The sequence below is a fragment of the Aquimarina litoralis genome, from assembly GCF_039523995.1.
Lineage (GTDB): Bacteria > Bacteroidota > Bacteroidia > Flavobacteriales > Flavobacteriaceae > Aquimarina > Aquimarina litoralis.
Genome location: NZ_BAAAGE010000001.1, coordinates 502,795 through 529,079, shown reverse-complemented (window position 1 = coordinate 529,079; position 26,285 = coordinate 502,795). Strand labels below are relative to the sequence as shown.

General features: G+C 33.2%; 29 protein-coding genes. 16 read left to right on the top strand and 13 right to left on the bottom strand.

Annotation, left to right across the window (positions count from 1 at the left end; genetic code table 11):
- Positions 1–2: 2 nt before the first annotated feature.
- From ABD077_RS01940 to ABD077_RS01925, 4 genes are all read left to right on the top strand, one after another.
- Positions 3–377, top strand: coding sequence for a DUF3127 domain-containing protein (locus ABD077_RS01940; protein WP_343909971.1), 375 nt, complete (start codon positions 3–5; stop codon positions 375–377).
- Positions 378–611: 234 nt separating this feature from the next.
- Positions 612–1,250, top strand: coding sequence for a leucyl/phenylalanyl-tRNA--protein transferase (aat, locus tag ABD077_RS01935; protein WP_343911960.1), 639 nt, complete (start codon positions 612–614; stop codon positions 1,248–1,250).
- Positions 1,251–1,275: 25 nt separating this feature from the next.
- Positions 1,276–1,929, top strand: coding sequence for a uracil phosphoribosyltransferase (upp, locus tag ABD077_RS01930; RefSeq protein ID WP_343909969.1), 654 nt, complete (start codon positions 1,276–1,278; stop codon positions 1,927–1,929).
- A gap of 9 nt (positions 1,930–1,938) precedes the next feature.
- Entirely contained in the window at positions 1,939–2,136 is a 198-nt protein-coding gene (locus tag ABD077_RS01925; protein ID WP_343909967.1) for a hypothetical protein, read from the top strand.
- A gap of 22 nt (positions 2,137–2,158) precedes the next feature.
- Here the strand turns inward: ABD077_RS01925 and ABD077_RS01920 are convergent, their stop codons facing one another.
- Positions 2,159–2,722 carry a DNA-3-methyladenine glycosylase I gene (locus tag ABD077_RS01920; protein ID WP_343909965.1) on the bottom strand — a complete coding sequence of 188 codons (564 nt, stop codon included), beginning with the start codon at positions 2,720–2,722 and terminating at the stop codon, positions 2,159–2,161.
- Between the two features lie 170 nt (positions 2,723–2,892).
- Between ABD077_RS01920 and ABD077_RS01915 the strand changes: the two genes are divergently transcribed.
- Complete coding sequence (locus ABD077_RS01915; protein ID WP_343909963.1) at positions 2,893–3,501, top strand: thioredoxin family protein; 609 nt, start codon at positions 2,893–2,895, stop codon at positions 3,499–3,501.
- Position 3,502: 1 nt separating this feature from the next.
- Here ABD077_RS01915 and ABD077_RS01910 read toward each other — a convergent pair whose 3' ends face one another.
- The 6 genes from ABD077_RS01910 to ABD077_RS01885 all read right to left on the bottom strand — a co-directional run bounded on the left by ABD077_RS01910 (position 3,503) and on the right by ABD077_RS01885 (position 7,443).
- The gene (locus tag ABD077_RS01910; protein WP_343909961.1) at positions 3,503–4,213 is read right to left on the bottom strand and encodes a hypothetical protein; all 711 of its coding nucleotides are present in this window, start codon (positions 4,211–4,213) and stop codon (positions 3,503–3,505) included.
- 33 nt (positions 4,214–4,246) lie between these two features.
- Positions 4,247–4,954: a tRNA pseudouridine(55) synthase TruB gene (gene truB / locus ABD077_RS01905; protein ID WP_343909959.1), complete on the bottom strand. Its 708-nt coding sequence runs from the start codon at positions 4,952–4,954 to the stop codon at positions 4,247–4,249.
- A gap of 9 nt (positions 4,955–4,963) precedes the next feature.
- Positions 4,964–5,758: an undecaprenyl-diphosphate phosphatase gene (locus ABD077_RS01900; protein WP_343909957.1), complete on the bottom strand. Its 795-nt coding sequence runs from the start codon at positions 5,756–5,758 to the stop codon at positions 4,964–4,966.
- Positions 5,759–5,817: 59 nt separating this feature from the next.
- On the bottom strand, positions 5,818–6,084 hold the full coding sequence (locus ABD077_RS01895; protein WP_343909955.1) for a DUF3098 domain-containing protein: 267 nt from the start codon (positions 6,082–6,084) through the stop codon (positions 5,818–5,820).
- A 75-nt stretch (positions 6,085–6,159) separates the two neighbouring features.
- Positions 6,160–6,549, bottom strand: a complete 390-nt coding sequence (locus tag ABD077_RS01890; protein ID WP_343909953.1) for a hypothetical protein — start codon at positions 6,547–6,549, stop codon at positions 6,160–6,162.
- Positions 6,550–6,564: 15 nt separating this feature from the next.
- Positions 6,565–7,443 (bottom strand): cell division protein FtsX, encoded by an 879-nt coding sequence (locus tag ABD077_RS01885; RefSeq protein WP_299605071.1) that lies wholly within the window; start codon positions 7,441–7,443, stop codon positions 6,565–6,567.
- Positions 7,444–7,627: 184 nt separating this feature from the next.
- Here ABD077_RS01885 and ABD077_RS01880 point away from each other — a divergent pair, with 184 nt between their 5' ends.
- From ABD077_RS01880 to ABD077_RS01855, 6 genes are all read left to right on the top strand, one after another.
- On the top strand, positions 7,628–8,560 hold the full coding sequence (locus tag ABD077_RS01880; protein WP_343909950.1) for a ketopantoate reductase family protein: 933 nt from the start codon (positions 7,628–7,630) through the stop codon (positions 8,558–8,560).
- Positions 8,561–8,619: 59 nt separating this feature from the next.
- Complete coding sequence (leuS, locus tag ABD077_RS01875) at positions 8,620–11,439, top strand: leucine--tRNA ligase (protein ID WP_343909948.1); 2,820 nt, start codon at positions 8,620–8,622, stop codon at positions 11,437–11,439.
- A 114-nt stretch (positions 11,440–11,553) separates the two neighbouring features.
- Complete coding sequence (locus tag ABD077_RS01870) at positions 11,554–11,814, top strand: SemiSWEET family sugar transporter (RefSeq protein WP_299897811.1); 261 nt, start codon at positions 11,554–11,556, stop codon at positions 11,812–11,814.
- A 132-nt stretch (positions 11,815–11,946) separates the two neighbouring features.
- Positions 11,947–13,062 carry an alanine dehydrogenase gene (gene ald / locus ABD077_RS01865; protein ID WP_343909944.1) on the top strand — a complete coding sequence of 372 codons (1,116 nt, stop codon included), beginning with the start codon at positions 11,947–11,949 and terminating at the stop codon, positions 13,060–13,062.
- Positions 13,063–13,166: 104 nt separating this feature from the next.
- Positions 13,167–13,859 carry a zinc metallopeptidase gene (locus ABD077_RS01860; RefSeq protein WP_343909942.1) on the top strand — a complete coding sequence of 231 codons (693 nt, stop codon included), beginning with the start codon at positions 13,167–13,169 and terminating at the stop codon, positions 13,857–13,859.
- 79 nt (positions 13,860–13,938) lie between these two features.
- Positions 13,939–15,360: an FAD-dependent oxidoreductase gene (locus tag ABD077_RS01855; protein WP_343909940.1), complete on the top strand. Its 1,422-nt coding sequence runs from the start codon at positions 13,939–13,941 to the stop codon at positions 15,358–15,360.
- Between the two features lie 44 nt (positions 15,361–15,404).
- Here the strand turns inward: ABD077_RS01855 and ABD077_RS01850 are convergent, their stop codons facing one another.
- From ABD077_RS01850 to ABD077_RS01840, 3 genes are all read right to left on the bottom strand, one after another.
- Entirely contained in the window at positions 15,405–16,739 is a 1,335-nt protein-coding gene (locus tag ABD077_RS01850; protein ID WP_343909938.1) for an ArnT family glycosyltransferase, read from the bottom strand.
- Between the two features lie 8 nt (positions 16,740–16,747).
- Positions 16,748–17,218 carry an Lrp/AsnC ligand binding domain-containing protein gene (locus tag ABD077_RS01845; RefSeq protein ID WP_343909936.1) on the bottom strand — a complete coding sequence of 157 codons (471 nt, stop codon included), beginning with the start codon at positions 17,216–17,218 and terminating at the stop codon, positions 16,748–16,750.
- A gap of 66 nt (positions 17,219–17,284) precedes the next feature.
- Positions 17,285–18,655: a saccharopine dehydrogenase family protein gene (locus ABD077_RS01840; protein ID WP_343909934.1), complete on the bottom strand. Its 1,371-nt coding sequence runs from the start codon at positions 18,653–18,655 to the stop codon at positions 17,285–17,287.
- 153 nt (positions 18,656–18,808) lie between these two features.
- Here ABD077_RS01840 and ABD077_RS01835 point away from each other — a divergent pair, with 153 nt between their 5' ends.
- Positions 18,809–19,192 carry a DUF423 domain-containing protein gene (locus tag ABD077_RS01835; protein ID WP_343909932.1) on the top strand — a complete coding sequence of 128 codons (384 nt, stop codon included), beginning with the start codon at positions 18,809–18,811 and terminating at the stop codon, positions 19,190–19,192.
- Positions 19,193–19,259: 67 nt separating this feature from the next.
- On the top strand, positions 19,260–20,876 hold the full coding sequence (pckA, locus tag ABD077_RS01830) for a phosphoenolpyruvate carboxykinase (ATP) (RefSeq protein ID WP_343909930.1): 1,617 nt from the start codon (positions 19,260–19,262) through the stop codon (positions 20,874–20,876).
- 81 nt (positions 20,877–20,957) lie between these two features.
- On the opposite strand, the gene ABD077_RS01825 is transcribed toward pckA, so the two are convergent.
- Positions 20,958–21,704: a uroporphyrinogen-III synthase gene (locus ABD077_RS01825; protein WP_343909928.1), complete on the bottom strand. Its 747-nt coding sequence runs from the start codon at positions 21,702–21,704 to the stop codon at positions 20,958–20,960.
- Positions 21,705–21,735: 31 nt separating this feature from the next.
- Positions 21,736–22,389, bottom strand: coding sequence for a DUF4271 domain-containing protein (locus tag ABD077_RS25210; RefSeq protein ID WP_425545851.1), 654 nt, complete (start codon positions 22,387–22,389; stop codon positions 21,736–21,738).
- Positions 22,390–22,561: 172 nt separating this feature from the next.
- On the opposite strand from ABD077_RS25210, the gene ABD077_RS01820 reads away from it, so the two are divergent.
- The 3 genes from ABD077_RS01820 (at position 22,562) to ABD077_RS01810 (ending at position 25,286) form a co-directional block, all read left to right on the top strand.
- Positions 22,562–23,293: a polyprenol monophosphomannose synthase gene (locus ABD077_RS01820; protein ID WP_343909926.1), complete on the top strand. Its 732-nt coding sequence runs from the start codon at positions 22,562–22,564 to the stop codon at positions 23,291–23,293.
- Between the two features lie 2 nt (positions 23,294–23,295).
- A complete protein-coding gene (locus ABD077_RS01815; RefSeq protein ID WP_343909924.1) occupies positions 23,296–24,636 on the top strand; it encodes a dihydroorotase in 1,341 nt (446 codons plus the stop codon).
- A 107-nt stretch (positions 24,637–24,743) separates the two neighbouring features.
- On the top strand, positions 24,744–25,286 hold the full coding sequence (locus ABD077_RS01810) for a DUF4296 domain-containing protein (RefSeq protein ID WP_343909922.1): 543 nt from the start codon (positions 24,744–24,746) through the stop codon (positions 25,284–25,286).
- Here the strand turns inward: ABD077_RS01810 and ABD077_RS01805 are convergent.
- The gene (locus tag ABD077_RS01805; RefSeq protein ID WP_343909920.1) at positions 25,249–26,265 is read right to left on the bottom strand and encodes an NAD-dependent epimerase/dehydratase family protein; all 1,017 of its coding nucleotides are present in this window, start codon (positions 26,263–26,265) and stop codon (positions 25,249–25,251) included. The genes ABD077_RS01810 and ABD077_RS01805 overlap by 38 nt on opposite strands.
- Positions 26,266–26,285 lie beyond the last annotated feature (20 nt).

The window sequence follows — 26,285 nt, the reverse complement described above, 5'->3', positions numbered from 1 at the left end:
ACATGGAAGTACAAGGTAAAGTAAAGATGTTAGGTGAAACGCAGACGTTTGGAAGCAATGGTTTCAGAAAACGTGAGATAGTGGTGACTACAGATGAGCAATATCCACAGCATATAATGGTTGAGTTTATTCAGGATAAATGTGATTTATTAAATAACTTTCAGATAGGTCAGGATGTAAAAATAAGTATCAATTTGCGTGGTCGCGAATGGGTAAATCCTCAGGGGGAAACAAAATATTTTAATTCTATTCAAGGTTGGAGAATCGAAAACTTACAACAAGCAGCTCCTTCAGCTCCGCCAGCAATGCCTCCTGCTGATGCATTTGAACCTGCTACTGATTTTAAAGAAGAGGATCACGACGATTTACCATTTTAAGTTCAACATGTTGCTAAAATCTTAAGCAACATATTGAATTATAAAGCAAAAAGTCCGATACATACGTGTCGGACTTTTCATATTGTGGTTTTAGGTTAACCTTTTAATAAAACTCAAAAAAGCAATGATGAACAAAATTTATCTTAAAAGGTCTTAACAAATATTGCGATTTTTTTGGTCAATTCAAACAACTAATTGATATTTAACGTTGTAGAAACGTTAGCGAATTTAGATTTGTACATACTTAATAATTCTATTGCTTTTCCACCAGTATCCGAGGCCAATAACGACGGATTATTAGCAATTGGTGGAGACCTTTCAGTGCCTAGATTGTTAGAGGCATATCATCAAGGTATTTTTCCATGGTATGATGAAGATCAGCCAATTTTGTGGTTCAGTCCTGATCCTAGAATGATACTTTTTCCGAATGAACTAAAGATTAGTAAAAGTATGAAGCAGCTGTTACGAAGAAATACGTTTTCTGTAACTTTTAATAAGGATTTTGAAAATGTAATTGAAAATTGCGCTTCGATTGATCGAGTAGATCAATTAGGAACTTGGATAACGCCAGATATGAAAAAAGCTTATACTACACTTCACAAAATGGGATATGCAACTTCAGTAGAAGTTTGGAAAGATTCAGAATTGGTTGGAGGTTTGTATGGAGTATGGCTAAAAGACAAGAATGTCTTTTGTGGCGAAAGTATGTTTTCTAAAGTAAGTAATGCATCTAAATATGGGTTTGTTAAACTTGTAGAGTTTTTAAAGGAAAATGAAGTGAAGTTAATAGATTGTCAGGTACATACAAATCATTTAGAGAGTTTGGGTGCAAAAGAAATTCCAAGAGATGATTTTATGAAATTTTTGAAGTAGATTTATATAAGAAAATTAAACCTTTATGATTATACATAATCTTGAAACCGAAAATTCTATTTTAAATCAATTCATAGCAGAAATTAGAGATACAGCTATCCAAAGAGATGCTATGCGTTTTAGGCGTAATATAGAGCGTATAGGAGAGGTTTTGGGATATGAACTTAGTAAAACTTTGACGTATCCTGAGGAAATGACTCAGACACCTCTTGGAGCTAAAGAAATCTCGGTTCCACAAAAAGATCTTGTATTGTGTGCTATTTTAAGAGCAGGTTTGCCTTTGCATCAAGGACTTCTTAATTATTTTGATCAAGCAGAGAATGCTTTTATATCAGCTTATAGGGATCATAAAGAAAATAGTGATGATTTTGATGTGGTGGTAAGTTATTTGGCATCTCCTTCCATAGAAAATAAGGTGTTAATATTAATAGATCCCATGTTAGCTACTGGAAAAACATTAGAAAATACCATGAAAGCTTTAAAAAGTCATGGAACACCCAAGCAAATTCATATAGTTTCAGTTATTGGATCCAATAAAGGAGTGGCTTATGTAGAAAAAATATTTCCAGAAAACACACATCTTTGGATAGCCGCTATTGATCAAGAGCTAAATTCCAAAGGGTATATAATTCCGGGATTAGGAGATGCTGGAGACCTTTCTTATGGTACTAAATTGTAAAAATATACTATGACTTCTAAACTAAAGTTTATCATTCTAGTCTTAATGCATGCGACGTTTTTTTATCTGTTCATGTCCTTTAATTTACGCCAATTAACATTAGATATTGTTTGGGAAAAACTACATTGGCATATCCTTGTTTCACTGGTATATGGAGTAGCTATGGCATATCTTTTTAAAATAAATCTTAGAAGAAAAGAAGAATAAATGATTCTAACTTTTCTTTTGTTTAAACCTCATTATATCTATAGCAATCTACTGTATGATCGTTTACGATTCCAATTGCTTGCATAAAAGCATATACTACGGTAGATCCAACAAATTTAAAACCACGTTTTTTCAAATCTTTGCTAATTTTATCAGAAAGAGGAGTGTTGGCAGGACATTCTTTGTGGTCTTTCCAAGCATTTTTAATAGGTTTTCCATCTACAAATCCCCAGATATAGGCATCAAAACTTCCAAATTCTTCTTGGATCTTGATAAAGTTCTGAGCATTCGTAATTGCAGAATTTACTTTTAGTTTGTTCCGGATAATACCTGGGTTTTGTAGTAATTCTTCTTTTTTATTATCATCATATCGTGCTATAAGCTGGTAATCAAAATTGTCAAAAGCAACTCTAAAATTATCTCGTTTTCTAAGAATTGTAATCCAGCTTAATCCGGCCTGAAAGGTTTCTAAAACTAAGAATTCAAATAATAGTTGTTCATCGTGCAACGGAACACCCCATTCATTATCATGATAAGATTCATACAAAGGGTCGCCAACACACCATCCACATCTAGTTTTTCCCATGAAGTTTTTTTAAAAATTATTGTCTAAAATACAGTATTCCTATTGATATTTTCAAAGGACTTAATAAATGTTTCTTAACGAAATGGTATTTTTGACACTGTAGAAGGGTTTAGATGATTTGTAAGTTTTGAAACTCAATATCGTCTTAGTTTGTAAGAGAGATAACAACTATGGAAACAACAATGACAATATATAATTTAATAGAAAAAGGAATCGATAATTCATATTCTTATCAGGAATATAGAAGTTTAGTAAGTGATTTATTAGCAGAAGGTAAGTCTACAGGTCATGAACAGTCTGATGCATTAACTAATTACAGTATGCTTAATGATCGTAGAATGAAAAGACTAGATAAAACTTTAAAAATAGATGATCAAGTAAAGGATGCGTTTACTAATGCTAAAACAGATATTACTTGGTTGGTGTTAACTGAAGGTTGGTGTGGTGATGCTGCACAATCCTTACCGGTAATTAATAAGCTTGCAGAAATGAACGATGGAATTAAGCTAAGAATTATTTCTAGAGATGATAATGACGAGTTAATGAATAATTTTCTTACCAATGGTGGTAAGTCTATCCCTAAGCTGATTGCTTACAATAAAGAAACTAAAGAAGTAGTAGATAGTTGGGGTCCAAGGCCATCAGTAGCTACTAAAATGGTAAATGACTATAAAGAGTTACACGGAAGTTTGGATCCGGAATTTAAGCAAGATTTACAGGTTTGGTATAACAAAGATAAAGGGAGCAACATCGCAGAAGATTTAGTAAAGCTTCTATAAGCTAACCTCCGTAATTAAAGTAATACGTGATAAAACCTTTCTGTTCTTCTATTTCAGAAGAGGAGAATAAAGCATCTCGTGCATAATTAATTGCGTTTTCAAAAAGACATTCATTTCGTGTGGTAGATCTTTTTTTGTCAACTTTGGCATCGGTAACATAACCGTTCTGGTTTACCTCGATTTTAATAACGACTTTCCCACTCCCATTACAAGTATAAATAGGATTGGGAATGTCTTTTTTTTGTCTTCCTTTTAGTGTAAAAGTAACCGAACTATTTCTATTATTAACTTCTTCAGAAATTGGTTTTTCATCTTTTTTAGATTCCTCAACCTTTTCCTCAATGATTTCTTCATTCACTACTTCCTCTCCTTCCACCATTTCTTCATTATCAGAAGTTTGTTCCGTTGCTTCTGCTGTTTCGGTAAGAGATTTTAAACGTTGTTCGAAATCCTCAGAATCCTCGAAATCTTCGTTAAACGCATCATGAGTTCTTTTCGAGGCAATTAATTCTCTGTTTTCTTCAGGAGCTATTTCTTCTTCTGGTTCTTCTTGTTTTGCAAGTTCTTCCATTAACTCTTCTGGGATTTCCATAAGAATTTCTGACTGCTCTTTCTTTTTATTCACCATATTAATATTGTAGAGCGTCAACACAAAAATACCCATCAACATAGATGTGATAATTAATGCTTTATGTTTTTCTATAAATTGCATAGGTATCTATAACTCCTTTTCTTCTACAATATTTTATAAGGTTTCGATTTCTGCACGTAGTTGATTTTCAAATATTTCAGGACTTATTGCATCCGTAACATCAAAAGATCCGATTTTAGTTCTTCTTAATGCGCTTAGATGGCCACCACTTTGCAATGCTTTTCCAAAATCATGTGCTAGTGATCGTATATAGGTTCCTTTTCCGCAAACTACTCTAAAATCTACTTCTGGTAATTCTATTCGTGTAATTTCAAATTCGGAAATCGTAATTTTTCTTGCTACTACAGTAACTTCTTCTCCTTCGCGAGCGTATTCATATAATCTTTTTCCATCCTTTTTTAAAGCTGAAAAAACCGGAGGATATTGCTCAATTTCTCCAATAAACCCTTTAGTAGCTTGTTGTATATTTTCTGTCGAAATATGATCTATAGGAAAAGTCTGGTCTACTTCAGTCTCTAAATCATAAGAAGGTGTGGTTGCTCCTAAGGTAATGGTTCCAGTGTATTCTTTAGTTTGTCCCATGAATTCCTGAATTCGTTTTGTAAACTTACCAGTGCAAATGATTAGTAATCCAGAAGCAAGTGGGTCTAACGTACCAGCATGGCCAACTTTAATTTTTTTAATCCCGAAAGTTTTACGAATACGCCAACGTACTTTATTAACAACCTGAAAGGAAGTCCATTGAAGTGGTTTATCGATCAGAACGATCTGACCGTCTTTATAATCTTGTTCGGTTAGCATTACTGGGGACTATTTAATAAAACCAAAGATGATGGCTATTATACCAACAACAATACAATATAAGGCAAAATATGATAATTTACTCTTTTTTACCAAAGAAATCATCCAGGTACAAGCAAAAAGTCCAGAAATAAAAGCTGCTAAAAACCCTAGAATTAAAGGGAAACTACTCTCTGAAGAGATATTTAAATCCCCACTTAATAGGTCTTTGGCAATCTTTCCGAAGATTAGAGGAATTACCATAAGAAATGAGAATCTTGCTGCTTTTGTTTTATCATTACCTAATAGTACAGAAGTAGAAATGGTAGCTCCACTTCTAGAAATACCTGGTAGCATGGCAATAGCTTGAGCAATTCCTATAATAAAAGCATTAGGTGTACTTACGATCTTATTAGTGTCTTTGGCCTTATCTGCTAACCATAAAAGAATAGCTGTGATCAATAACATAAAACCAACGAACATAATATTCCCACCAAAAAGCTTTTCTAATTGTTCCTCGAAAAATAGACCAATAAGTACTGCAGGAATCATAGAAACAACAATGCGTAAAGAAAACATAGTCTCTTCATTCTTTTTAAATTGAAAAAGACCTTTTAGAATTTGTAGAATATCTTTTCTAAATACAACTATAGTACTAAGTGCTGTAGCAAAATGTAAAACAACAGTAAAAAGCAAGGATTCTTCGGGTAAACTCTTATCACCTAGAATAGCTTTTCCTAATTCTAAATGACCACTGGAAGAGACTGGTAAAAATTCAGTTAGTCCTTGAATTACACCTAAAATGATAGCATCAATAATTTCCATAAGGAACGTTTTGTAAAATTTGATGCAAATATATAACTACGAGAAGATAAATCGTTTGTTTACTCGCTTTTCTTCTTGTCAGGATTTAGTAAAATGGCATAAACTTCAATTCCAAATCCAATTAATACAATCATAGGAGCTAGGCGAATTCTTCTGAAGTTGTAAATCTCAGGATTAAAAACATTAGGATCGTCACTTCCACCACCTGCCATTAGGATAAATCCTAAGGCAATTACGGCAATACCAATTGCCATTACTACATAGTTTTTCTTTCCAAAAACGAAATCTGGTTTGTGCACTGCGCTATTGTTGGATTGTTTGCTCATGAATGTCATTATTTATGATGTCTTTCTATCTAAATAAGTCAGGAAGATAGAATTCCAATGTTTATATTTTTATAACTATTCTTCTTCTCGAATTTCATTAAAAATTATACGATCATCTACTGTCAATTTAGAGACATGTCCCATAATTTTATCACGTGTAAATATAGTCCATCTATGAATAGAATACAAAGTAACTTTTTTGCCTATTAATTCTTCTTGTAATTGTTGGATAGTCAATCCTCGCTCTAATCCTCGATTGATATAATAGTAATGATCATCATTTTCTAAAGTAATGGCGATATCAAAACCGCTTTTCTCTTCTACTTTGGCAACAACGCCAGTAATTTCTATAACGTCATCAGGTTGTACATCTCGTATTGGTTTAAACGTTTGAATGGCAACCCACATGAAAATGATGAACAATACCGATGATATGGAAAAGAAAATTCTTCCGGTTTTTTTCATGATAGCTTCAGATAATTAATAGTATAATTCATCTGTTCTAAGATTCAGAAAACGCTGAGTAGCGAAGAAAGTACTAAGCCATGTGATGAAAACACCTATTCCAAAAACTCCTCCAAATAAACCAATGAGTAAGATTTTGTCATTCAATAAACCTAGTTCAGGAAAAGCCTGATCCAAATAATATAATACAACTCCTACCCCTATTAATGCAACAATTGCTCCGATCATACCTAGACGAATGCTTTTCCAAACAAAAGGTCTACGGATGAATTTTTTGGTAGCACCTACCATTTGCATTGTTTTAATAATAAAACGTTTTGAGTATACAGATAATCGTATGGAACTATTGATAAGTAACACCGCAATAAATGTGAAAATCCCACTAATAAGCAATACCCAAAAACTTATTTTTTTGATATTGTCATTTAGTAGTGAGATTAAAGGTTTGTCATAGATTACTTCGTCTACAAAATCTTTCTTAGTAATGCTTGTGGTTATTTCATCAATTTTTACTTGATCTACAAAATCGGCTTTAAGAAATACATCGATAGAATTTTGTAAAGGATTATATCCTAGAAAATCCATAAAGTTTTCTCCAATATCTTTACTATGCTCTTCTGCCGCTTCATCTTTAGAAATGTAGGTAGTTGACTTTGTATATTCTGCCAAAGCTAGACTTTTTTCCATTTGTTTAATTTCTACCTCTTTGGCAGTGTCTTTTAAGTAGATAGTCAGCGCTATCTTTTCTTTAAAATGATCGGCTACCTTTTTGGTATTCAACACCAAAAGACCTAATAATCCCAATAAAAAAAGTACCAGAGAAATACTAATCACCACAGAGAAATAAGAAGATATAAGTCTGCGTTTCTGATATTTTTCAAAGGATGAGCTCATAAAGATTTGTTTTGCAGGTAAAAATAATAAAGTTAATGAGACTTTTGATGCTAAATACATCTCATTTCAGAATTAGTTGCGCTAATAATTAAGGTCGATTTATAATAATCTTTTCCCTAATTTTAGTTTCTTTATCAAATAACGTAAACTTACAAACATTGTTATTTTTAAGATAGGATATCGTATGCATACAGTAGTTATTGGTATTGGAGGAGTAGGAGGGTATTTTGGAGGCAAGATTGCTTTTTCGGGTCAGAAAGTATCTATGCTGGCCAGAGGAGCACATCTCGAAGCTATACTTCAGAATGGATTACAAGTAAAGAGTATTGAAGGAGATTTTGTTACAGCACCTTTTTTGGTAACAGATGATATACATCAAATTGATAAAGCCGATTTAATATTGATTTGTACAAAATCATGGCAAGTTCAAACAGCAGCAGAACTTATAAGACCACTACTTAAAGATACAACTATGGTGATTCCATTACAAAATGGAGCTGATAATGCAGAAAAGATCATTTCTGTGATTGATAATAAATATGTACTAGGAGGCTTATGCAAAATCTACAGTAAGATCGAATCACCAGGAGTAATTTCACATTTTGGACACCCACCAGAGATTATTTTTGGAGAATTAGATAAGAGTAAATCAGATCGACTACTCCGTATAAAAGAAGTATTTGATAAGGCAGGTTTTAAAAATAAAATCTCAGAAGATATTCAGGTAGATATTTGGAGTAAATTTATGTTTATCGCTACAGTAAGTGGATTGGGAGCATTAACCAGAGCTACCATTGGAGAAATGTATGACCATCCAGAGCTTAATAGTGTATTGAGAGCTACAGCTTCCGAAATTTATCAGGTTGCTATTGCAAAAGAAGTAGCGATGCCTACAACTATTGTAGAAGGTATCATGAATTTTATCAAAAACCAACCGTATGATGCTACTGCATCTACTCAAAGAGATATAATGAAAGGTAGACCGTCGGAGTTGGATAATTTTAATGGTTTTATTGTAAAAGAAGGAAAAAAACATGGTATTGATACACCTACAAATACGTTTATTTATAGTTGCTTACAACCGATGGAAGCAAAAGCAAGAAGCGCTAAAAACTAACCTAAAAAACTATAGGAAACTCGCATAAAATCGTAAATTTGCGGTCTTAATTTCAGATCATGAGTTACGACTTTAATACGATTGAAGCCAAATGGCAGGCTTATTGGGCAGAGAATGGAACATTCAAAGCTGAAAATAATAGCGATAAACCAAAATATTATGTATTGGATATGTTTCCTTATCCTTCTGGAGCGGGATTACACGTTGGGCATCCATTAGGATATATTGCCAGTGATATTTATGCACGATATAAACGTCATAAAGGTTTTAATGTATTACATCCTCAAGGATATGACTCTTTTGGTTTGCCGGCTGAACAATACGCCATTCAGACTGGACAGCATCCTGCAATTACCACCAAAGAGAATATTGCCCGTTACAGAGAGCAGTTAGATAAAATAGGGTTCTCTTTTGATTGGAGTAGAGAGGTGAAAACTAGTGATCCAAAATTCTATAAATGGACGCAGTGGATTTTTATCCAACTTTTTGATTCCTGGTATGATAATGATGCTGATAAAGCAAGAGCTATAAATGAACTGGAAGAAGTTTTTTCTAAAGAAGGAAATACAAATGTAAATGCTGTTTGTGATGAAGATGTGGTTATTTTCACTGCTGAGGAGTGGAATGATTTTTCGTCCGTAGAAAAACAAGAAGTCCTTCTAAAATATAGATTGACATATTTAGCAGAAACCGAAGTGAATTGGTGTCCAAAACTAGGTACTGTTTTGGCAAATGACGAAATTGTAAATGGAGTCTCTGAACGTGGTGGTCATCCGGTGATTCGTAAAAAAATGACACAATGGAGTATGCGAATTTCGGCATACGCACAGCGTTTATTGGATGGATTAGCAACTATAGATTGGCCACAACCATTAAAAGATGCACAAACCAATTGGATTGGTCGCTCGCAAGGAGCAAGAGTTACCTTTAATGTAAAAGATCATGATGAGGTAATAGAAGTATTTACGACCCGACCTGATACTATTTTCGGAGTAAGTTTTATGACGTTGGCACCAGAACATGAATTGGTAGCTAAAATTACTACTCCAGAACAAAAAGCAGAGATCGAAGCATATATTGAAGCTACAGCAAAACGAAGTGAACGCGATCGAATGGCAGATGTAAAAACCATTAGTGGAGTGTTTACAGGAGCTTATGCAGAACATCCTTTTACCAAAGAACCTGTGCCGATTTGGATTGGAGATTATGTATTAGCAGGTTATGGTACTGGAGCAGTGATGGCGGTTCCTTGTGGAGATCAACGTGATTATGACTTTGCAAAACATTTTGGGATTGAGATTCCTAACATTTTTGATGGAGTGGACATCAGCGAAGAAGCTTTTGCAGATAAAGAAAAAACAATCATTGCGAATTCAGATTTTTTAGATGGTCTGAATTATAAGAAGGCAATGAAAAGAGCGATTTACGAATTAGAGAAAATCGGTCAAGGAAAAGGTAAAATTAATTACCGATTACGTGATGCGGTATTTAGCCGTCAGCGATATTGGGGAGAACCCTTTCCAGTATATTATGTAGATGGAATGCCGCAGATAATAGATCTGCAACATCTGCCTATTGAGTTGCCAGAAGTAGAAAAATATTTGCCAACTGAAACTGGAGAACCACCTTTAGGTCGGGCTGATGTTTGGGCTTGGTGTACAGAAACCAATAAAGTGGTTAGTAATGAAAAAATAGATAACACTAGCGTTTTTCCATTAGAGTTAAATACAATGCCTGGTTGGGCTGGAAGTTCGTATTACTTTAATAGGTATATGGATCCGAATAATGATGAGGTAGTGTTTTCTAAAGAAGCGATCAACTATTGGAAAGAGGTAGATCTATATATAGGAGGAAGCGAACATGCCACAGGACATTTATTATATGCGCGTTTTTGGCAGAAGTTCTTATTTGACCGTGAAATCGTTCCTGTAGATGAATTTGCTAAAAAGCTAATCAACCAGGGAATGATTTTGGGAACAAGTGCTATTGTGTATAGGATAAGTGGTACGAATAAATATGTTTCTAAAGGACTTAAGGATCAGTATAAGAATCAGATTGAAGAACTTCGGGTAGATGTAAATATGATTAATGCTTCAGATGAGTTGGATCCAAACGATTTAAGAAATTGGCAACCACAATTTGAAGATGCTGAATTTGAACTAGAAGATGGAAAATATATTGTTGGGCGTGAGGTCGAAAAAATGTCTAAAAGATGGTTTAATGTTGTAAACCCAGATGGAGTTTGTGAGCAGTATGGAGCCGATAGTTTACGTCTATATGAAATGTTCTTGGGTCCTTTAGAGCAAGCAAAGCCTTGGAATACTGCTGGTATTACAGGAGTGCATGGATTTTTGAAGAAGCTTTGGAAACTATACCATAATGGAGAAGAGTTTGGAGTAACTGATGCGGAACCTTCTAAGGACAACTTAAAGACATTGCATAAAACGATCAAAAAAGTAGAAGAAGATATAGAGAATTTCTCTTTTAATACTTCGGTAAGTACGTTTATGATTGCAGTGAATGAATTAACTGCTCAAAAATGTGATGCTAGAGCTATTTTAGAACCATTATTAATATTAGTGTCTCCATATGCACCACATATTGCAGAAGAATTATGGAGTAAACTAGGGCATAATGATTCCATTGCTACAGCAGCATTTCCAATATTTGAAGAGAAACATTTGGTGGAAAGCTCAAAACAATATCCGATATCTTTTAACGGAAAAATGCGTTTTACTATGGAACTTCCATTAGATATGAGTAAAGATGATATTGAAGCAGCAGTAATGGCTCACGAAAAGACACAACAACAACTTGCAGGACGAGAACCGAAAAAAGTGATCGTTGTGCCCGGTAAAATTGTGAATATAGTAGGGTAATTTTTAGAAAGAAATTTATGTCAGTCTGAGCCTGTCAAAGACTTTTTTTGGTATTATAACACTTCGACAAGCTCAGTGTGACTATGATAGGCTTACGGTTTTTTATCAACAGATATGATCGATTCCATAGAAATATTAGGATTAATAGCCGCTGTATTAACTACAGTGGCTTTTTTGCCTCAAGTATACAAGACCTGGAAAACAAAATCTGCAGAAAGTTTATCGATGACGATGTTATTGGTTTTTGAAAGTGGTGTTCTTTGTTGGTTGGTTTACGGTTTTTTGATTGATAGCTTTCCTGTAATTTTGGCAAATGCTATTACTGCAGTATCAGGAATTTTTCTACTTTATTTTAAATTTCGTTATAAAAACTAAATAAAATTAACGACTCTGTTGTTTTTTAACAACTTTCAATATGTTTTCCTAAATTACGGATAAGATATTTTTTAAAGGTATTTTATTGTTTTATTTCAAGAAAACATCTATTTTCGACCCAAAATTAAGAATATGATAATTGGTGTTCCTAAGGAAATCAAAAATAACGAGAACAGAGTAGGTGTAACACCTGCAGGAACAATGGCGCTCGTTAAAAATGGTCACACTGTTTTCATTCAGCAAAATGCTGGTCTTCAGAGTGGTTTTAGTGATGAAGAATATATAGAAGCTGGAGCTAAAATATTACCTACAATCGAAGAGGTATACGCTACTGCTGAAATGATTATTAAGGTTAAGGAACCTATTGAACCAGAATATAAATTGATTAAAAAGGATCAATTATTATTCACATATTTTCACTTTGCTTCTAGCGAACCTTTGACTAAGGCAATGATCGAAAGTGGATCTGTTTGTATTTCTTATGAAACAGTAGAAGATCCAGATCGTAGTTTACCTTTACTGACTCCGATGAGTGAAGTAGCTGGTAGAATGTCGATACAGCAAGGTGCTAAGTATCTAGAGAAACCATTGAAAGGAAGAGGAATTCTTTTGGGTGGTGTTCCAGGAGTTGCTCCTGCCAAAGTTTTAATCTTAGGAGGTGGTGTTGTAGGAACGCAAGCTGCTAAAATGGCAGCAGGAATGGGTGCTGATGTTACTATTCTTGATATTAGTATGAAAAGATTACGTTATTTAGATGATGTAATGCCTGCTAATGTAAATACTGAATTCTCGAACGAATATACTATTCGTAAACATATAAAAACTTCTGATTTGATTATTGGGGGTGTATTAATTCCAGGAGCAAAAGCACCAAAACTGATCACGCGCGATATGCTTAAAGATATGCGTACGGGTACTGTATTGGTGGATGTTGCGGTAGATCAAGGTGGTTGTTTTGAAACTACAAAACCTACTACACATCAGGATCCTGTTTATATTATTGATGATGTAGTACATTATTCTGTAGCAAATATGCCTGGTGCAGTACCATATACATCTACTTTGGCATTAACCAATGTAACTTTGTCATATGCAATTCAATTGGCAAATAAAGGTTGGAAAGCCGCTTGTGCAGATAACGAACCACTTAAAAAAGGATTGAATGTAATTAATGGGGATGTGGTGTATCCTGCTATTTCAGAAGCATTTAATCTTCCTTTGGAAGATGTAAATAACTATTTAAGTTAAACTCGACTTATTGGCTAACTCAAGTTTATTTAACTGAAGACCTCGTCTTTATGGCGAGGTTTTTGCTTTTATTATCGTAACTTTAATCTTAAAAGTATTTAATTATGATGGGATATTATGTCATAGCGGGTGTTATCTTTTTGGTAAGCTCCTATGTAAGCAATAAATTAAAAAGTAAGTTCAAACATTATTCAAGGGTGCAATTGCGTAATGGAATGAGTGGAGCAGAGATTGCCCAAAAAATGTTAGATGATAATGGAATCAGAGACGTACAAGTTATATCTACACCTGGAATGCTAACGGATCATTATAACCCTAGAAATAAAACTGTAAACCTTAGTGAGGGAGTGTATAATCAACGAAATGCGGCCGCTGCAGCGGTAGCAGCTCATGAGGTTGGTCATGCAGTCCAACATGCCACAGCGTATAGCTGGTTAACGATGAGGTCTAAAATTGTTCCTGCAGTTGGAATAGCTAGTAAGTTCTCTAACATTGTAATTATGGTGGGTCTAGCATTGTCTGTAGGAGGTAGTGTATTCGGAAATCTTGTCTTTCTACTTGGTATTATATTGTTCGCTGTTACTACTTTATTTACGTTTATTACGTTACCTGTAGAGTATGATGCCAGTAATCGAGCGCTTGCTTGGCTAGAAGATGCTAATATGGTTACCAGCGAAGAATATGATGGAGCCAAAGATGCGTTAAAATGGGCAGCGAGAACGTATTTAGTAGCGGCTTTAGGATCATTAGCTACGTTACTTTATTTTATTTCGATGTTTTTAGGAAGAAGAGATTAGTAATTGCGAAAACTCGTAGTTTTCCTTATTCAAAGATCAAATATGTGTATCTTTTGCCTTTAATTTTGATAGACTAATAATGTCGAATAAAAAGGTGATTGTTATTGGAGCTGGACCAGCTGGTTTAGCAGCGGCCTACCAATTGATGAAGAATAATGTGAAGGTTGAGGTTTTCGAAGCTTCTCCTTTTGTTGGAGGGATGTCCAGGAGCTTTGATCTTTGGGATCAACGAGTAGATCTAGGACCTCATAGATTTTTTTCCAAAGACCATAGAATTAATGTTTTTTTTGATGAATTAATTAAGGAAGATTTTACTCAAGTACAGCGGTTAACAAGAATCTTTTATAACAAGAACTTTTTTGATTACCCACTGAAAATTTTTAATGTGTTGGGTAATCTTAGTCTTGTAACTATAACTGGCATTCTTTATTATTATGCAAAACAACGGGTTTTTCCTATAAAGAATCCAGATACTTTTGAAAAATGGGTAACAAACCGTTTTGGAAAAAAGCTCTATACCATTTTTTTTAAATATTATACTGAAAAGCTTTGGGGTATCCCCTGCTCTAAAATAGATGCAGATTGGGCAGCACAACGAATCAAAGGATTGTCACTTTTTGAAGCTGTTTGGAGCGCTTTTAAGGGAAATCGAGGGAATAAACATAAAACGTTGGTTGATGAGTTCTCTTATCCCAAAAATGGAACAGGAACGTTGTATGAACGCGCGGCTGAATATGTAATAGAAAAAGGAGGAATTATTCATAAAAATACTCCAATTCAAAACATCGTTATTGAAGATGGTGTGTGTACAGGAGTAATTACTAAGGATGGAACACAGTATTCAGCAGATCATGTGATATCTTCTATGCCTCTTACCTATCTATTGCAAGGTATGAATGATGTTCCTGAAGAAGTTTTGAAGTCAGTGAACAGATTATATTTTCGAAATACTATTCTGGTATATCTAGAAATCGATAGGAAAGATTTGTTTGAAGATAATTGGATTTATGTGCATTCTCCAGAAGTGAAACATGGAAGAATCACCAATTTTAGGAATTGGTGTCCAAGTTTGAATAGAGGAAAGGAGACTACGATTTTATGTTTAGAATTTTGGGCTTTTGATTCGGACCCTATTTGGAAAGAAACGGATCAATATCTTGGTGATTTAGCAATCAAAGAACTGAAGGCTTTAAAATTAATTAAAGAAACCGAAGTCGTAGAAAACACGAAGATTGTAAGAGTTCCAAAATGCTATCCTGTGTATGAAATTGGATATAGATCTCACTTAGACATTATTGAAAATTATTTGATGGGGATCAATAAATTAACTCCAATTGGTAGATATGGAGCATTTAAATATAATAATCAAGATCATTCTATTTTAATGGGCATTCTTGCTGCTGAGAATATTGTAAACAATGCTGATGTTGATTTGTGGAAAATTAATACAGATACCCAATATCAGGAAGATGGAGAGGTTAAAGATGTTTTGATTCAATAAAACAAAAAAGCATTTGGATTAGGATAAGCTGTATTTACACCTTTTTACTGTCCAATAATAATTCCATGCTCATTTTTCGTTAGTTTTAAAACTATATCATTACAACCTAATACTGCAAACACAAGATAGGCAGGCAGTATAGGAACAAAAAATCGAGATGCTCCCAAAGGTCCAGTCAAAATAACAATATATAGTACTATAAATATAATAGTAAGTATCGTAAGATTTACTTCCTTATAATTTTTAATCCAGAACCAAATAAAACCGACCACTTTAACTAGATTAAAAAACAGGATTATAAAAAATACAATGAACAAGAAGATGTTTTGAGATCGTAAAAAATTAAAAGCACCTTTTAATCCTCCATTATTTATGTGGTACAAAATTCCAAGTTCAGGGTTTTCTGATTCAATCTTAAAAAAGTTAGCGATATCAAATCTACCAGGATCTATAAAAATTCTAAAACATCCTTTTAAATGAAAAATACCGTAGCCTATTAAATCCTTTTTTAGATATTCAATAGAAGTGTTTTTTATATAATTTTGACGTTCGGGATAGCTTTTTATTTTCTCAGATTTAGAGAGTATAGAATCATTAATAGCTATAGCTTTTTGAGCTCCATATTTGTTTTGGTGAAAATATTTCACATTCCATTCTAGTAAGTTGAAATTCTGCATGCTGGAGAAATCAGTACTACCTGTTCTTGTATAATTCCAGAAACTGTACAAAACAAAAATTGAAATTGGTATGATCGAACTCAGAAATCCCCATCTTATTTTAGTTTTCTTATAGATTAAGTAGGTAAGTACTATATTAGGAATAATGAATAGATAAAAAACGGGTTTAGTTAAAAATACAAGAGCAATAAATAGTTGAAAAGTAATAAGTTTTTTCCAGGATGGATTTTGAATAAGCCGATGTAAGCTGTAAAATAAAATAATGATCATGAACTGAAAAAATATTTCGCTCATGATTAAATTGCTGTAAATAAACTGGTTTAAAGAAGTGCCTATAAATAAAAAATACAATGCAGTATTTACGTTAAAAGAATATTCTTCAAATATTTTTCTGATTAATATTAAAGAAATTACTGATAGTACATTTTGAAACAGTAAGATTCCAATGTTAAATTTTAAAAATAAAGAGCTTGCTAGAATAAATATTGAATAAAGAGGAGGTCTGCGATTGAAGTTACGTAAATCGATGTTGCTATTTAGGTCCCCGCAATAAAATTCAAATTCATGTAGAATATTTTCTGATAGCTTATAGTATTCATAAGAATCAAGAATAAAATAATCTCCAATCCAAATCTTAGTAACGAAAAATAAAAGATGAATTCCGATTAGACCAAGGATGAAGTTTTTATTGCTAATTTTCATCTGCTTAATTAGATCTTTATTTGTCGACTAATTTGTTGATCTAGAGAAATGAAAGTTTCTGTTCGTGAAACACCTTCGATTGCCTGAATTTCTTTATTAAGGACATTCATTAAATGTTCATTGTCTTTACAAAGAATTTTAATAAAAATAGACCAATTCCCAGTGGTGTAATGGCATTCTATTACTTCTGGGATGTCTTTAAGTTGCTTTACAGCTTTAGGGTTGCTTACAGCTTTATCTAGATAAACACCGACAAATGCCATGGTTTTATATCCAAGTATCTTTGGGTCAATGATAAATTTTGATCCAGTAATAAGTCCTGATGCTTCTAGTTTTCTTAGTCTCTGATGAATAGCAGCTCCCGAAATGCCAATCTTTCTTGCGATTTCTAGGATGGGTCTTCGTGCATCTTCCATAAGATTGCGAAGAATCTCTTTGTCTATACCATCAATTTTTAAGTTGCCGTATTGTTCTTTCATAAAAAGAAGTTTCAAATCTTAACCAAAAATAAGACATTAGGTATGAAATTGAAACTCTTGTAGGGATTATCCTTTTACACCATCAGGATTGTAACCTAGGTATTCTCGATCAATTTCTTTGAATATAATTCCGTATTCTTCTAGTTCTTTAAGAATTGGTGTGTATACTTCTTCCTGAATTGGTATTTGAACTCCTGGAGTTGTGATTTCTTTATTTAGGATTTTTAATGTAGCTATTGCAACAGGAAGCCCAACGGTTTTTGCCATAGCGGTATACTTTTGATCTTCTCCGATACTTACCATTGTGGCATCTATTTGTTTACGTTCGCCATTTATTTCATAACCAAATTTATGATACATAACGATCATATCCTTATCTCCATGATCCAATGTCCATTTATCCATTAATATTTTTTGCAGAATTTGCGCTGGTGTAGCATTGGGAATTCCAACTTTTTTATTGGTATTGAAAATATCTAACTCTATTAATTTATCCCATATGATATCGTCCTGATCAATTTTTAGATAATGACGCAGTTTTAATTCCACAGAATCGGTAGGAGAATATGCAAGGAAAGAGTTCGTGAAATCACGATAACTCATATGTTCGGAGTTTTCTAATGTATAATCATCAGCTGTCATACCTAACTGTACAAAAATATTCCATGCTTTAGAGAAACCAACTCTTCTAATAGTTCCTCTATATAGGGTTAAAATATCATCTAAACCATAAATACTTTGATATTTTAGAGAATTTCGATTGGCATAGGCTTCAAATCGTCCATATTCTTCTACTTCCAAAAACTCAGTTCTTCTAAATAGTTTGTGATATGGAATGTATTTATAAGTTCCTTCTTGCAGAAATTCAGCAGTTCCTCCTTGTCCGGCAACAACTACATTTCTTGGATTCCAGGTAAATTTGTAATTCCAAAGATTGGTATCACTTTCTGGGGCTATAAGACCACCGGTGAAAGATTCGAATAGTATTATTTTTCCGCCCTGATTTCTAATTCTGTCGATCACTTGCATTGCACTCATGTGATCGATACCTGGATCTACACCAATCTCGTTCATGAAAACAAGGCCTTTATTAGTTGCTTCCTGATCTAATGCTTTCATGTCATCACTTACATAAGAAGCTGTAACCATTGATTTTTCAAATCGAAGACAGTCTTTGGCAACTTCTATATGAAATCTAGCAGGAAGCATAGATACTACAATATCGGATGATTTTATGGCTTCTTCTCTCGATTTTTGATCAAAAACATCTAAAGTAATTGCATTGGTATTAGGGTGATTTGAAGCAAGTTCTTTGGCATTAGTTAGGGAGATATCCCCGATAGTGATATGTAAATTTTCAGAAGAAGATTTGTCCTGAAAATACTTGATTAAAACAGCAGTTGATTTACCTGCACCAATGACCAATATCTTTCTCATAACTAATGATTATTTTGATAACTTTGATACGAAAGTAATGAATACATCAAAAAGTAAGATCTTGATTTTGTAGTATTCGTTATGTTTTTCTCTAAAATATGTCTAAAAATCATTTTTTAAACAGAAAAATGATCAATTGTAGCAAAAAAAAGAATGAATAAAACAATTTTGATTACTGGTGCTATGTTAGCTTTATTAGCTGTTTTGTTAGGTGCATTTGGAGCACATGGATTGGAAAAATTAGCGGATGCCAAGAATATCAATTCTTTTCAAACTGGGGTTCGGTATCAAATGTATCATGCAATTGGTTGTCTTATCTTAGGAAATATGAATATGCTACAACAGCATCATAAAAGACGTGTTTTTTATTTATTCCTGATAGGAATTATTCTTTTTTCGGGATCGATTTATTTATTAGTATTAGATGAAGTGCTTGGAGTTTCTCTTTCAAGTATTGGTTTTATTACGCCTTTAGGAGGTTCTGTTTTAATTTTGGGATGGATTTTCTTTATAATTTACCTCAGTAAGATTAAGTGATTTTTTTAACGGTTGGTGTACTTTTTATTTATAATTTTGCCACACATAACAAACACAACATATTTTTATGGAACCACTGTATCCAATTACGAAAACGATTTCGTTAAAGCATTACGGTATTGAAAATGCGACAATACGTTACCAATTATCTCCAGATGAACTTCAGGAAGAAACGGTACAAAAAAAACAAGGAAGAATTACAAAATCAGGTACACTTGCTGTGAATACAGGTGAGTTTACAGGTCGCTCTCCAATGGATCGTTTTATTGTAAAAGACCAAATTACCGAAGAAAAGATTTGGTGGGGTGATATTAACATTCCTTTTGAGCCAGATGCATTTGATGCTTTATATGATAAAGTGACCGCTTATCTTTCTGGGAAAGAAATATTTGTTAGAGATAGTTATGCGTGTGCAGACCCTGATTACAAATTAAATATTAGGGTAATTAATGAATATCCTTGGTCAAATATGTTTGCTTATAATATGTTTTTAAGGCCAACGGAAGAGGAGTTAAAAGATTTTGATCCTGAGTGGACGGTAATTAATGCTCCTGGTTTTATGGCAGATGCTGCTGTAGATGGAACACGTCAGCATAATTTTGCTATTCTAAATTTTACTAGAAAAATTGCACTTATAGGAGGAACAGGCTATACAGGTGAAATTAAAAAGGGAATTTTCTCTGCTTTGAATTTTATCTTGCCAGTATATAAAAATACCTTGCCAATGCATTGCTCTGCTAATGTTGGTGAAAAAGGAGATACAGCCATATTTTTTGGATTATCAGGTACTGGAAAAACAACCTTATCTACAGATCCCGATAGAAAGCTTATAGGTGATGATGAGCATGGATGGACAAAAGAAAATACTATTTTTAATTTTGAAGGAGGGTGTTATGCAAAAGTGATTGATCTGTCTGCTGAGAAAGAACCAGAAATATATGGTGCTATTAAAAAAGGTGCTATTTTAGAAAACGTCATCATCGATGATAACGGAGAAGTAGATTATGCAGATACTTCAATCACACAAAATACAAGAGTAAGTTACCCAATCCATCATATTGAAAATATTCAGGATTCGTCCATCGGAAAAAACCCAAAAAACATTTTCTTTTTAACGGCAGATGCGTTTGGAGTAATTCCTCCTATTTCTAAGTTAACACCTAGTCAAGCGGCATACCACTTTATTTCAGGGTATACAGCAAAAGTTGCCGGTACAGAGGCGGGAGTTGTAGAACCTACTCCGTCATTCTCTGCTTGTTTTGGCGCTCCATTTATGCCTTTACATCCAGCAAAATATGCAGAAATGCTTATCGATAAAATGAAAGATACTGGAGTAAATGTTTGGTTAGTGAACACTGGATGGACAGGTGGTCCTTATGGTGTAGGTACCAGAATAAAACTGAAATATACGCGAGCAATGATTCAGGCAGTCCTGAACGGAGATTTAGGCTTGTATTCTTATGATAACTATCATATTCATTCGGTGTTTGGTGTAGCACAACCGAGAGAATGTCCTGGAGTTCCTACAAGTGTGCTTAGTCCTAGAGCAACATGGAATGATGATGAAGCTTATTACAAGACAGCATTTAAACTAACAAATGCATTTAGAGAGAATTTTAAAAAGTTTGAGTCTTATGCGAATGAAGAAATTCGTAGAGGAGGACCACAGCGATATGCTTTCTAAATAAATTAAGTTAATAGATATTAAAAAGCCTGAAATTTAAATTTCAGGCTTTTTAGTTTTATATCGAAATAAAAAAATGTCTTATTTTTTATTAGCTTCTTTGATGTACTTCTGAAGCGCCATGGTCATCGATGGAGTTTCAGGTGTAGGAGCTTGAATATTTACTACTAAATCATGTTCTTCGGCTGCTTTTACGGTAGAATTACCAAAAACTGCTATACGTGTATTGTTTTGCTTAAAATCTGGGAAGTTTTCAAATAATGACTTAATTCCAGAAGGGCTAAAGAATACTAAAATATCATAAAATACATCACGTAAATCCGAAAGATCACTCACTACTGTTCTGTAAAAGATAGCCTGTTTCCAATCTACTTTTAATGAATCTAAAGTATCTGGAATTAATGGTTTTAGTTTGTCAGAAGAAGGTAGTAAGAACTTTTCGTTTTTGTATTTTTTGATCAAAGGTGTTAGTTCTTGGAATGTACGTTTCCCTACATAGATCTTTCTCTTTCTATAAACTACATATTTCTGAAGATAATACGCCACAGCTTCACTCTGGCAGAAATACTTCAGTGTATCAGGTACTTTAAAACGCATTTCCTCTGCGATTCTAAAAAAGTGGTCAACAGAATTTCTACTGGTAAGTATAATTGCTGTGTATTGAGATAAATCTACCTTTTGTTGTCTCACTTCTTTCGCATCTACTCCCTCAACGTGAATAAACGGTATAAAGTCAATTTTTACCTTTTCCTTTTCTTCAAGCTCGAAATAAGGCGAATTCTCTACTTTAGGCTCCGGCTGAGACACCAAAATCGTTTTCACTTTCATATATAATCTTTATTAGTAACGTATTCCTAAATTATATCATTAGCTTGTAAAGCATAAAATAGGGTGCGATTTCAAGTGTGCAAAGATACAAAATAAAATAAAACAAGTTCTTTAAAATAATGTTTTCATTTCGCTTATAAGCAGAAAAGAGGGTGATTAAGTTTAGTAGAGTTAACGATACTAAGATAATAATAAGAACAATTTTTGAGGGTTTTGTAGTATAAATGAATAATAAATTAAGAGGTAATAAAATTACGCCTAAAAAATTACGATATGATATTTTATAGAATAAATAATCGTCTATTAAGGATTCTATAGAAAAAACAATAGAAACAATTTTTTCGATTAAAATTTTGCAAAGGAATACGAATAAATATAGTAACGTGATCTTAAAATAGAATAACATATTTAATTCGTTCACTTTCCATTGAAAAGTTTCAATGCATAGATATGCAAATAAAGATACAGACAGTATTTGCACCAATATGAGTATTGCATTAAATGCATTAGAGAGTTTATTTCCCTTATGATTTAATACCACATATTTATTCGTGTTAAAAAGCATTGTAAATTCATGAAACAATACTGAGTTCATGAGTTTTGCAGTAGCTAATAATATAAAACATACTAGAAATATAATGGTAATCCAGTCGCTTGCTATAATTTCTCTTGTAATAACTTCCATAATTGATGCTCCAAAATTAAATCATAGTTACTACATAAGAAAATGAAAATAAAGTAAATAAAGATGCAACACTAATTTCTTCGGGTAGTTATATTACTAGACTATGTTTTTGCTTAAAAAAAGAGCAAATAATCTAGTGATTATTTAGTTATATTTGCCTGAAAATACCAAGATGGTAGACGCCTTAGTAATTATACCTACCTATAATGAAATTGAAAATGTAGAGCGTATTATTAAAAATGTGCTTGCATTACAGCGTGATTTCGATATACTAATTGTAGATGATAATTCTCCTGATGGAACCGCAGCAAAAGTTAAAGAGCTGCAAGAAATATATGGAGAACATTTATTTTTGCTAGAAAGAGAAGGTAAACTTGGTTTAGGAACAGCTTACATTACTGGCTTTAAATGGGCTTTGGAAAATTCGTATGAATATATTTTTGAAATGGATGCGGATTTTTCTCATAACCCCAATGATTTAATAAGACTTTATAATGCCTGTACCAAAGGATCTTCTCAGGTAGCAATAGGATCAAGATACGTTACTGGAGTTAATGTAGTCAATTGGCCAATGAGTAGAGTATTGCTCTCTTGGTTAGCTTCAAAATATGTTCGGCTTATAACTGGAATGAATATCCATGATACAACTGCAGGTTTTGTTTGTTATAAAAGAGAGGTTTTAGAAAAAATAAATCTTGATAAAATTAAATTTGTCGGGTATGCTTTTCAGATAGAAATGAAGTTTAAGGCTTATCTCCTGAAGTTTAAAATAAAAGAAGTGCCTGTGATTTTTACAGATAGGACACGTGGAACTTCTAAAATGAGTAAAGGAATCATTTCTGAAGCTATTTTTGGAGTGTTAAGAATGAAATTAAAGAGTTTGTTTAATAGTTATGATATATAATTATGAATAGTGTATTGATTAAAAACGCGAACATTGTTAATGAAGGAAAAATTTTCAATGGAGACGTATATATAGAAAATGGGTTTTTCAAGGAGATTGCACCGCAGATAAGTGCAAAATCTCCAGATGTTCAGGTTTTTGATGCAGAAGGGAAATACCTATTTCCAGGTGTAATCGATGATCAGGTTCATTTTAGAGAGCCAGGATTAACACACAAAGCAACTATAGAAACTGAATCTAAAGCTGCTGTTGCAGGAGGGATAACTTCTTTTATAGAAATGCCTAATACAAATCCTCAGACGACTACCGTAGAAAAACTAGAAGAAAAGTTTGATATCGCAGCTAAAACTAGTTATGCGAATTACTCTTTTATGTTTGGAGGAACCAATGATAACCTAGAAGAAATAATAAAGTTAGATCCATCTAAAGTAGCAGGGCTTAAATTATTTCTTGGGTCTTCTACAGGAAATATGTTAGTGGATAATCCAGAAGTGTTGGAAAAGATTTTTTCATCGACGGATTTAGTAATTTCGGTTCATTGTGAGGATGAAGAGACGATTAGGAATAATACAACGAAGTATAAAGAACAATATGGGGATGACATTCCTATCGAAATGCATCCGGTAATAAGAAGTGAAGAAGCTTGTTACTTATCTTCTTCTAGTGCTGTAGCATTAGCTAAAAAAACTGGAGCTAGATTACATGTATTTCATCTTTCTACAGCAAAAGAATTGGAACTTTTTACTAATAAAATTCCTTTAAAGGATAAAAAAATAACTGCAGAAGTTTGTATACATCATCTTTGGTTTTCGGATGAGGATTATAAGCAAAAAGGAACTCTTATTAAATGGAATCCTGCAGTGAAAACAGCAAAAGATAGGGATGCATTATTCGAAGCATTATTGGCAGATAAATTAGATGTAATTGCTACGGATCATGCGCCTCATACAAAAGAAGAGAAGGATAACGTATACACGAAGGCTCCTTCTGGAGGTCCTTTGGTGCAACACGCCTTGCCAGCGATGTTAGAGTTTTATCACAGAGGTAAAATTTCATTAGAAAAAATCGCCGAAAAAATGTGTCATAATCCGGCGATTCTTTTTCAAGTATCAAAAAGAGGTTATATTAAAGAAGGATATTGTGCAGATGCTGTCTTGGTAGATCTGAATGCGCCTTGGACTGTAAACTCGGATAATATTGCTTATAAATGTGGGTGGTCTCCGTTTGAAGGTACTACGTTTAAGTCTAGAATTACACATACTTTCATTAATGGAAGTTTGGTATATAAGAACTTTAAGTTCTATGATGTTAAAAATGCGCAAAGATTAACTTTTGATCGTTAAAAAAGTGCCATCAATGCCAAGTATTGATGTAATGCCTGTTAGCGCTTTAACTAAAAGTTTATTAGGTGTTATAGTTTGTTCTAAATGATCATTAAAATTAAAAATGTGTGAAAAATAGTGTTGTCTATAGTATTTTGTTACTGATGTTAATTGCATTTTCTTGTCAAAATCTCGATAAGATTGATAAACCCGAAAACTTTATCGAGGAAGAAAAGATGATTGAGATACTTACGGATATAGCCTTTGTGAAAGCTGCTAAAGGAAGTTATAAGAAGGTTTTTGATATCGAAAAAATAAATCCTGAATTATACATATTAGAAAAACATGGTATAGATAGCTTGGTATTCGTAGAAAATAATAGATGGTATATCAGTCAGCTTGATGGGTATGAAAAAATATTTAATAAGGTAAAAAAGAATATAGAAGTTTCAAAAATTAAGTTTGAGAAACTTAAGAAAGAAGAAGACTCTATAAAACGAATAAAAGATTCTTTAGAAAAGGTAAAAAATGGTCTTAACAAAGAAAAGATTTTACCATCTAGTTTAGATGAATTGGAATTAGTAAAAGAAGAATTGATGGATGCAGAGATGGAAAATGCAGTTAAAAAAAGAGTTAAATCTTCTTCTCTTTCAAGAAAAAAGAAGCAGTAGTTATTATTGCTTTTTCTATAGGAATAAAGTTGTAAGATAATTCTTTTTTGATTTTGTCATTTTCATAGAATGAATTTGTAAAAGCACTTTTTATAGATGACTTAAATAGAATTTTTTTGGTTCTAAAAAAGAAATGACTAAACTCCTGAATATAAAAAGCTATTTTCATAGTAATCGGAGAAACCTTCTTTTTAGGAGCTGATTTTTGCAAAGCTTTCGCAATTAGAGTAAAAGCATTTTTGAAGCTTAGGTTTTCGGCGACAAGAATATATCGTTGATTTTTAATTGAACTATTTAAAAGACGATACATAATTTCTGTCACATCTTCGACGGCTACGTACCCTGTTGTGCCATTGGTATAATATGGCATTCCTTTTTGTATTTTTTTAAATAAAAAACCGCTTCCCGAATTGAAAAAACCAGAGCCAATGATAATGCCTGGGTTTACAATAACGGCATCTAAACCTTCTTGAGTGCCTCTCCATACCTCCATCTCTGCGCCATATTTAGTGATGGCATATACTGAGTCGGAAATTTCGGGGTTCCATTCAGAAGTTTCATTTATAGGGTTTTGTAGTACATTTTCACTTATTGTAGCAATAGAACTTACATAACAAAGCTTTTGAACATTGTTTAGTAAACATAAGTTAACAATATTCGCGGTGCCTTCGATATTTGTTTTTCTTAACTTTTTAAAATGCGAAGGGTCAAAGGAAATCATGGCTGCACAATGATAAACATGGGTAACATCTTTGAATGCTGTAGTTAATTGTGGAATGTCGTTAAGATTACTTTGAATCCATTCGATATTGTCAAAAGCTTCTTGATCTTCCGGTGCACAGCATTTTAGATATACACTTTTAGCATAATCTTTTTTAATTGTTGTTCTATACAAGGCTCTTACCTGATGTTTTTCTTTTAATAACTTAATCAGTAAATGAGTGCCTACCAACCCTGTTGCTCCGGTAACTAAAATCATTGTTGTTGTTCTGTAGTACT

What these genes read in the sequence shown, in the direction of transcription:
- ABD077_RS01885 (WP_299605071.1), bottom strand. Translation starts at nt 7,443, where the DNA reads ATGAGCTCATCCTTTGAAAAATATCAGAAACGCAGACTTATATCTTCT.
- ABD077_RS01895 (WP_343909955.1), bottom strand. Translation starts at nt 6,084, where the DNA reads ATGAGCAAACAATCCAACAATAGCGCAGTGCACAAACCAGATTTCGTT.
- ABD077_RS01860 (WP_343909942.1), top strand. Translation starts at nt 13,167, where the DNA reads ATGATGGGATATTATGTCATAGCGGGTGTTATCTTTTTGGTAAGCTCC.
- ABD077_RS01870 (WP_299897811.1), top strand. Translation starts at nt 11,554, where the DNA reads ATGATCGATTCCATAGAAATATTAGGATTAATAGCCGCTGTATTAACT.
- ABD077_RS01840 (WP_343909934.1), bottom strand. Translation starts at nt 18,655, where the DNA reads ATGAGAAAGATATTGGTCATTGGTGCAGGTAAATCAACTGCTGTTTTA.
- ABD077_RS01820 (WP_343909926.1), top strand. Translation starts at nt 22,562, where the DNA reads ATGGTAGACGCCTTAGTAATTATACCTACCTATAATGAAATTGAAAAT.
- ABD077_RS01805 (WP_343909920.1), bottom strand. Translation starts at nt 26,265, where the DNA reads ATGATTTTAGTTACCGGAGCAACAGGGTTGGTAGGCACTCATTTACTG.
- ABD077_RS01910 (WP_343909961.1), bottom strand. Translation starts at nt 4,213, where the DNA reads ATGCAATTTATAGAAAAACATAAAGCATTAATTATCACATCTATGTTG.
- ABD077_RS01855 (WP_343909940.1), top strand. Translation starts at nt 13,939, where the DNA reads ATGTCGAATAAAAAGGTGATTGTTATTGGAGCTGGACCAGCTGGTTTA.
- ABD077_RS01835 (WP_343909932.1), top strand. Translation starts at nt 18,809, where the DNA reads ATGAATAAAACAATTTTGATTACTGGTGCTATGTTAGCTTTATTAGCT.
- ABD077_RS01880 (WP_343909950.1), top strand. Translation starts at nt 7,628, where the DNA reads ATGCATACAGTAGTTATTGGTATTGGAGGAGTAGGAGGGTATTTTGGA.
- ald (WP_343909944.1), top strand. Translation starts at nt 11,947, where the DNA reads ATGATAATTGGTGTTCCTAAGGAAATCAAAAATAACGAGAACAGAGTA.
- leuS (WP_343909948.1), top strand. Translation starts at nt 8,620, where the DNA reads ATGAGTTACGACTTTAATACGATTGAAGCCAAATGGCAGGCTTATTGG.
- ABD077_RS01915 (WP_343909963.1), top strand. Translation starts at nt 2,893, where the DNA reads ATGGAAACAACAATGACAATATATAATTTAATAGAAAAAGGAATCGAT.
- ABD077_RS01900 (WP_343909957.1), bottom strand. Translation starts at nt 5,758, where the DNA reads ATGGAAATTATTGATGCTATCATTTTAGGTGTAATTCAAGGACTAACT.
- ABD077_RS01940 (WP_343909971.1), top strand. Translation starts at nt 3, where the DNA reads ATGGAAGTACAAGGTAAAGTAAAGATGTTAGGTGAAACGCAGACGTTT.
- ABD077_RS01815 (WP_343909924.1), top strand. Translation starts at nt 23,296, where the DNA reads ATGAATAGTGTATTGATTAAAAACGCGAACATTGTTAATGAAGGAAAA.
- ABD077_RS01925 (WP_343909967.1), top strand. Translation starts at nt 1,939, where the DNA reads ATGACTTCTAAACTAAAGTTTATCATTCTAGTCTTAATGCATGCGACG.
- upp (WP_343909969.1), top strand. Translation starts at nt 1,276, where the DNA reads ATGATTATACATAATCTTGAAACCGAAAATTCTATTTTAAATCAATTC.
- ABD077_RS01920 (WP_343909965.1), bottom strand. Translation starts at nt 2,722, where the DNA reads ATGGGAAAAACTAGATGTGGATGGTGTGTTGGCGACCCTTTGTATGAA.
- pckA (WP_343909930.1), top strand. Translation starts at nt 19,260, where the DNA reads ATGGAACCACTGTATCCAATTACGAAAACGATTTCGTTAAAGCATTAC.
- ABD077_RS25210 (WP_425545851.1), bottom strand. Translation starts at nt 22,389, where the DNA reads ATGGAAGTTATTACAAGAGAAATTATAGCAAGCGACTGGATTACCATT.
- ABD077_RS01825 (WP_343909928.1), bottom strand. Translation starts at nt 21,704, where the DNA reads ATGAAAGTGAAAACGATTTTGGTGTCTCAGCCGGAGCCTAAAGTAGAG.
- truB (WP_343909959.1), bottom strand. Translation starts at nt 4,954, where the DNA reads ATGCTAACCGAACAAGATTATAAAGACGGTCAGATCGTTCTGATCGAT.
- ABD077_RS01850 (WP_343909938.1), bottom strand. Translation starts at nt 16,739, where the DNA reads ATGAAAATTAGCAATAAAAACTTCATCCTTGGTCTAATCGGAATTCAT.
- ABD077_RS01845 (WP_343909936.1), bottom strand. Translation starts at nt 17,218, where the DNA reads ATGAAAGAACAATACGGCAACTTAAAAATTGATGGTATAGACAAAGAG.
- ABD077_RS01890 (WP_343909953.1), bottom strand. Translation starts at nt 6,549, where the DNA reads ATGAAAAAAACCGGAAGAATTTTCTTTTCCATATCATCGGTATTGTTC.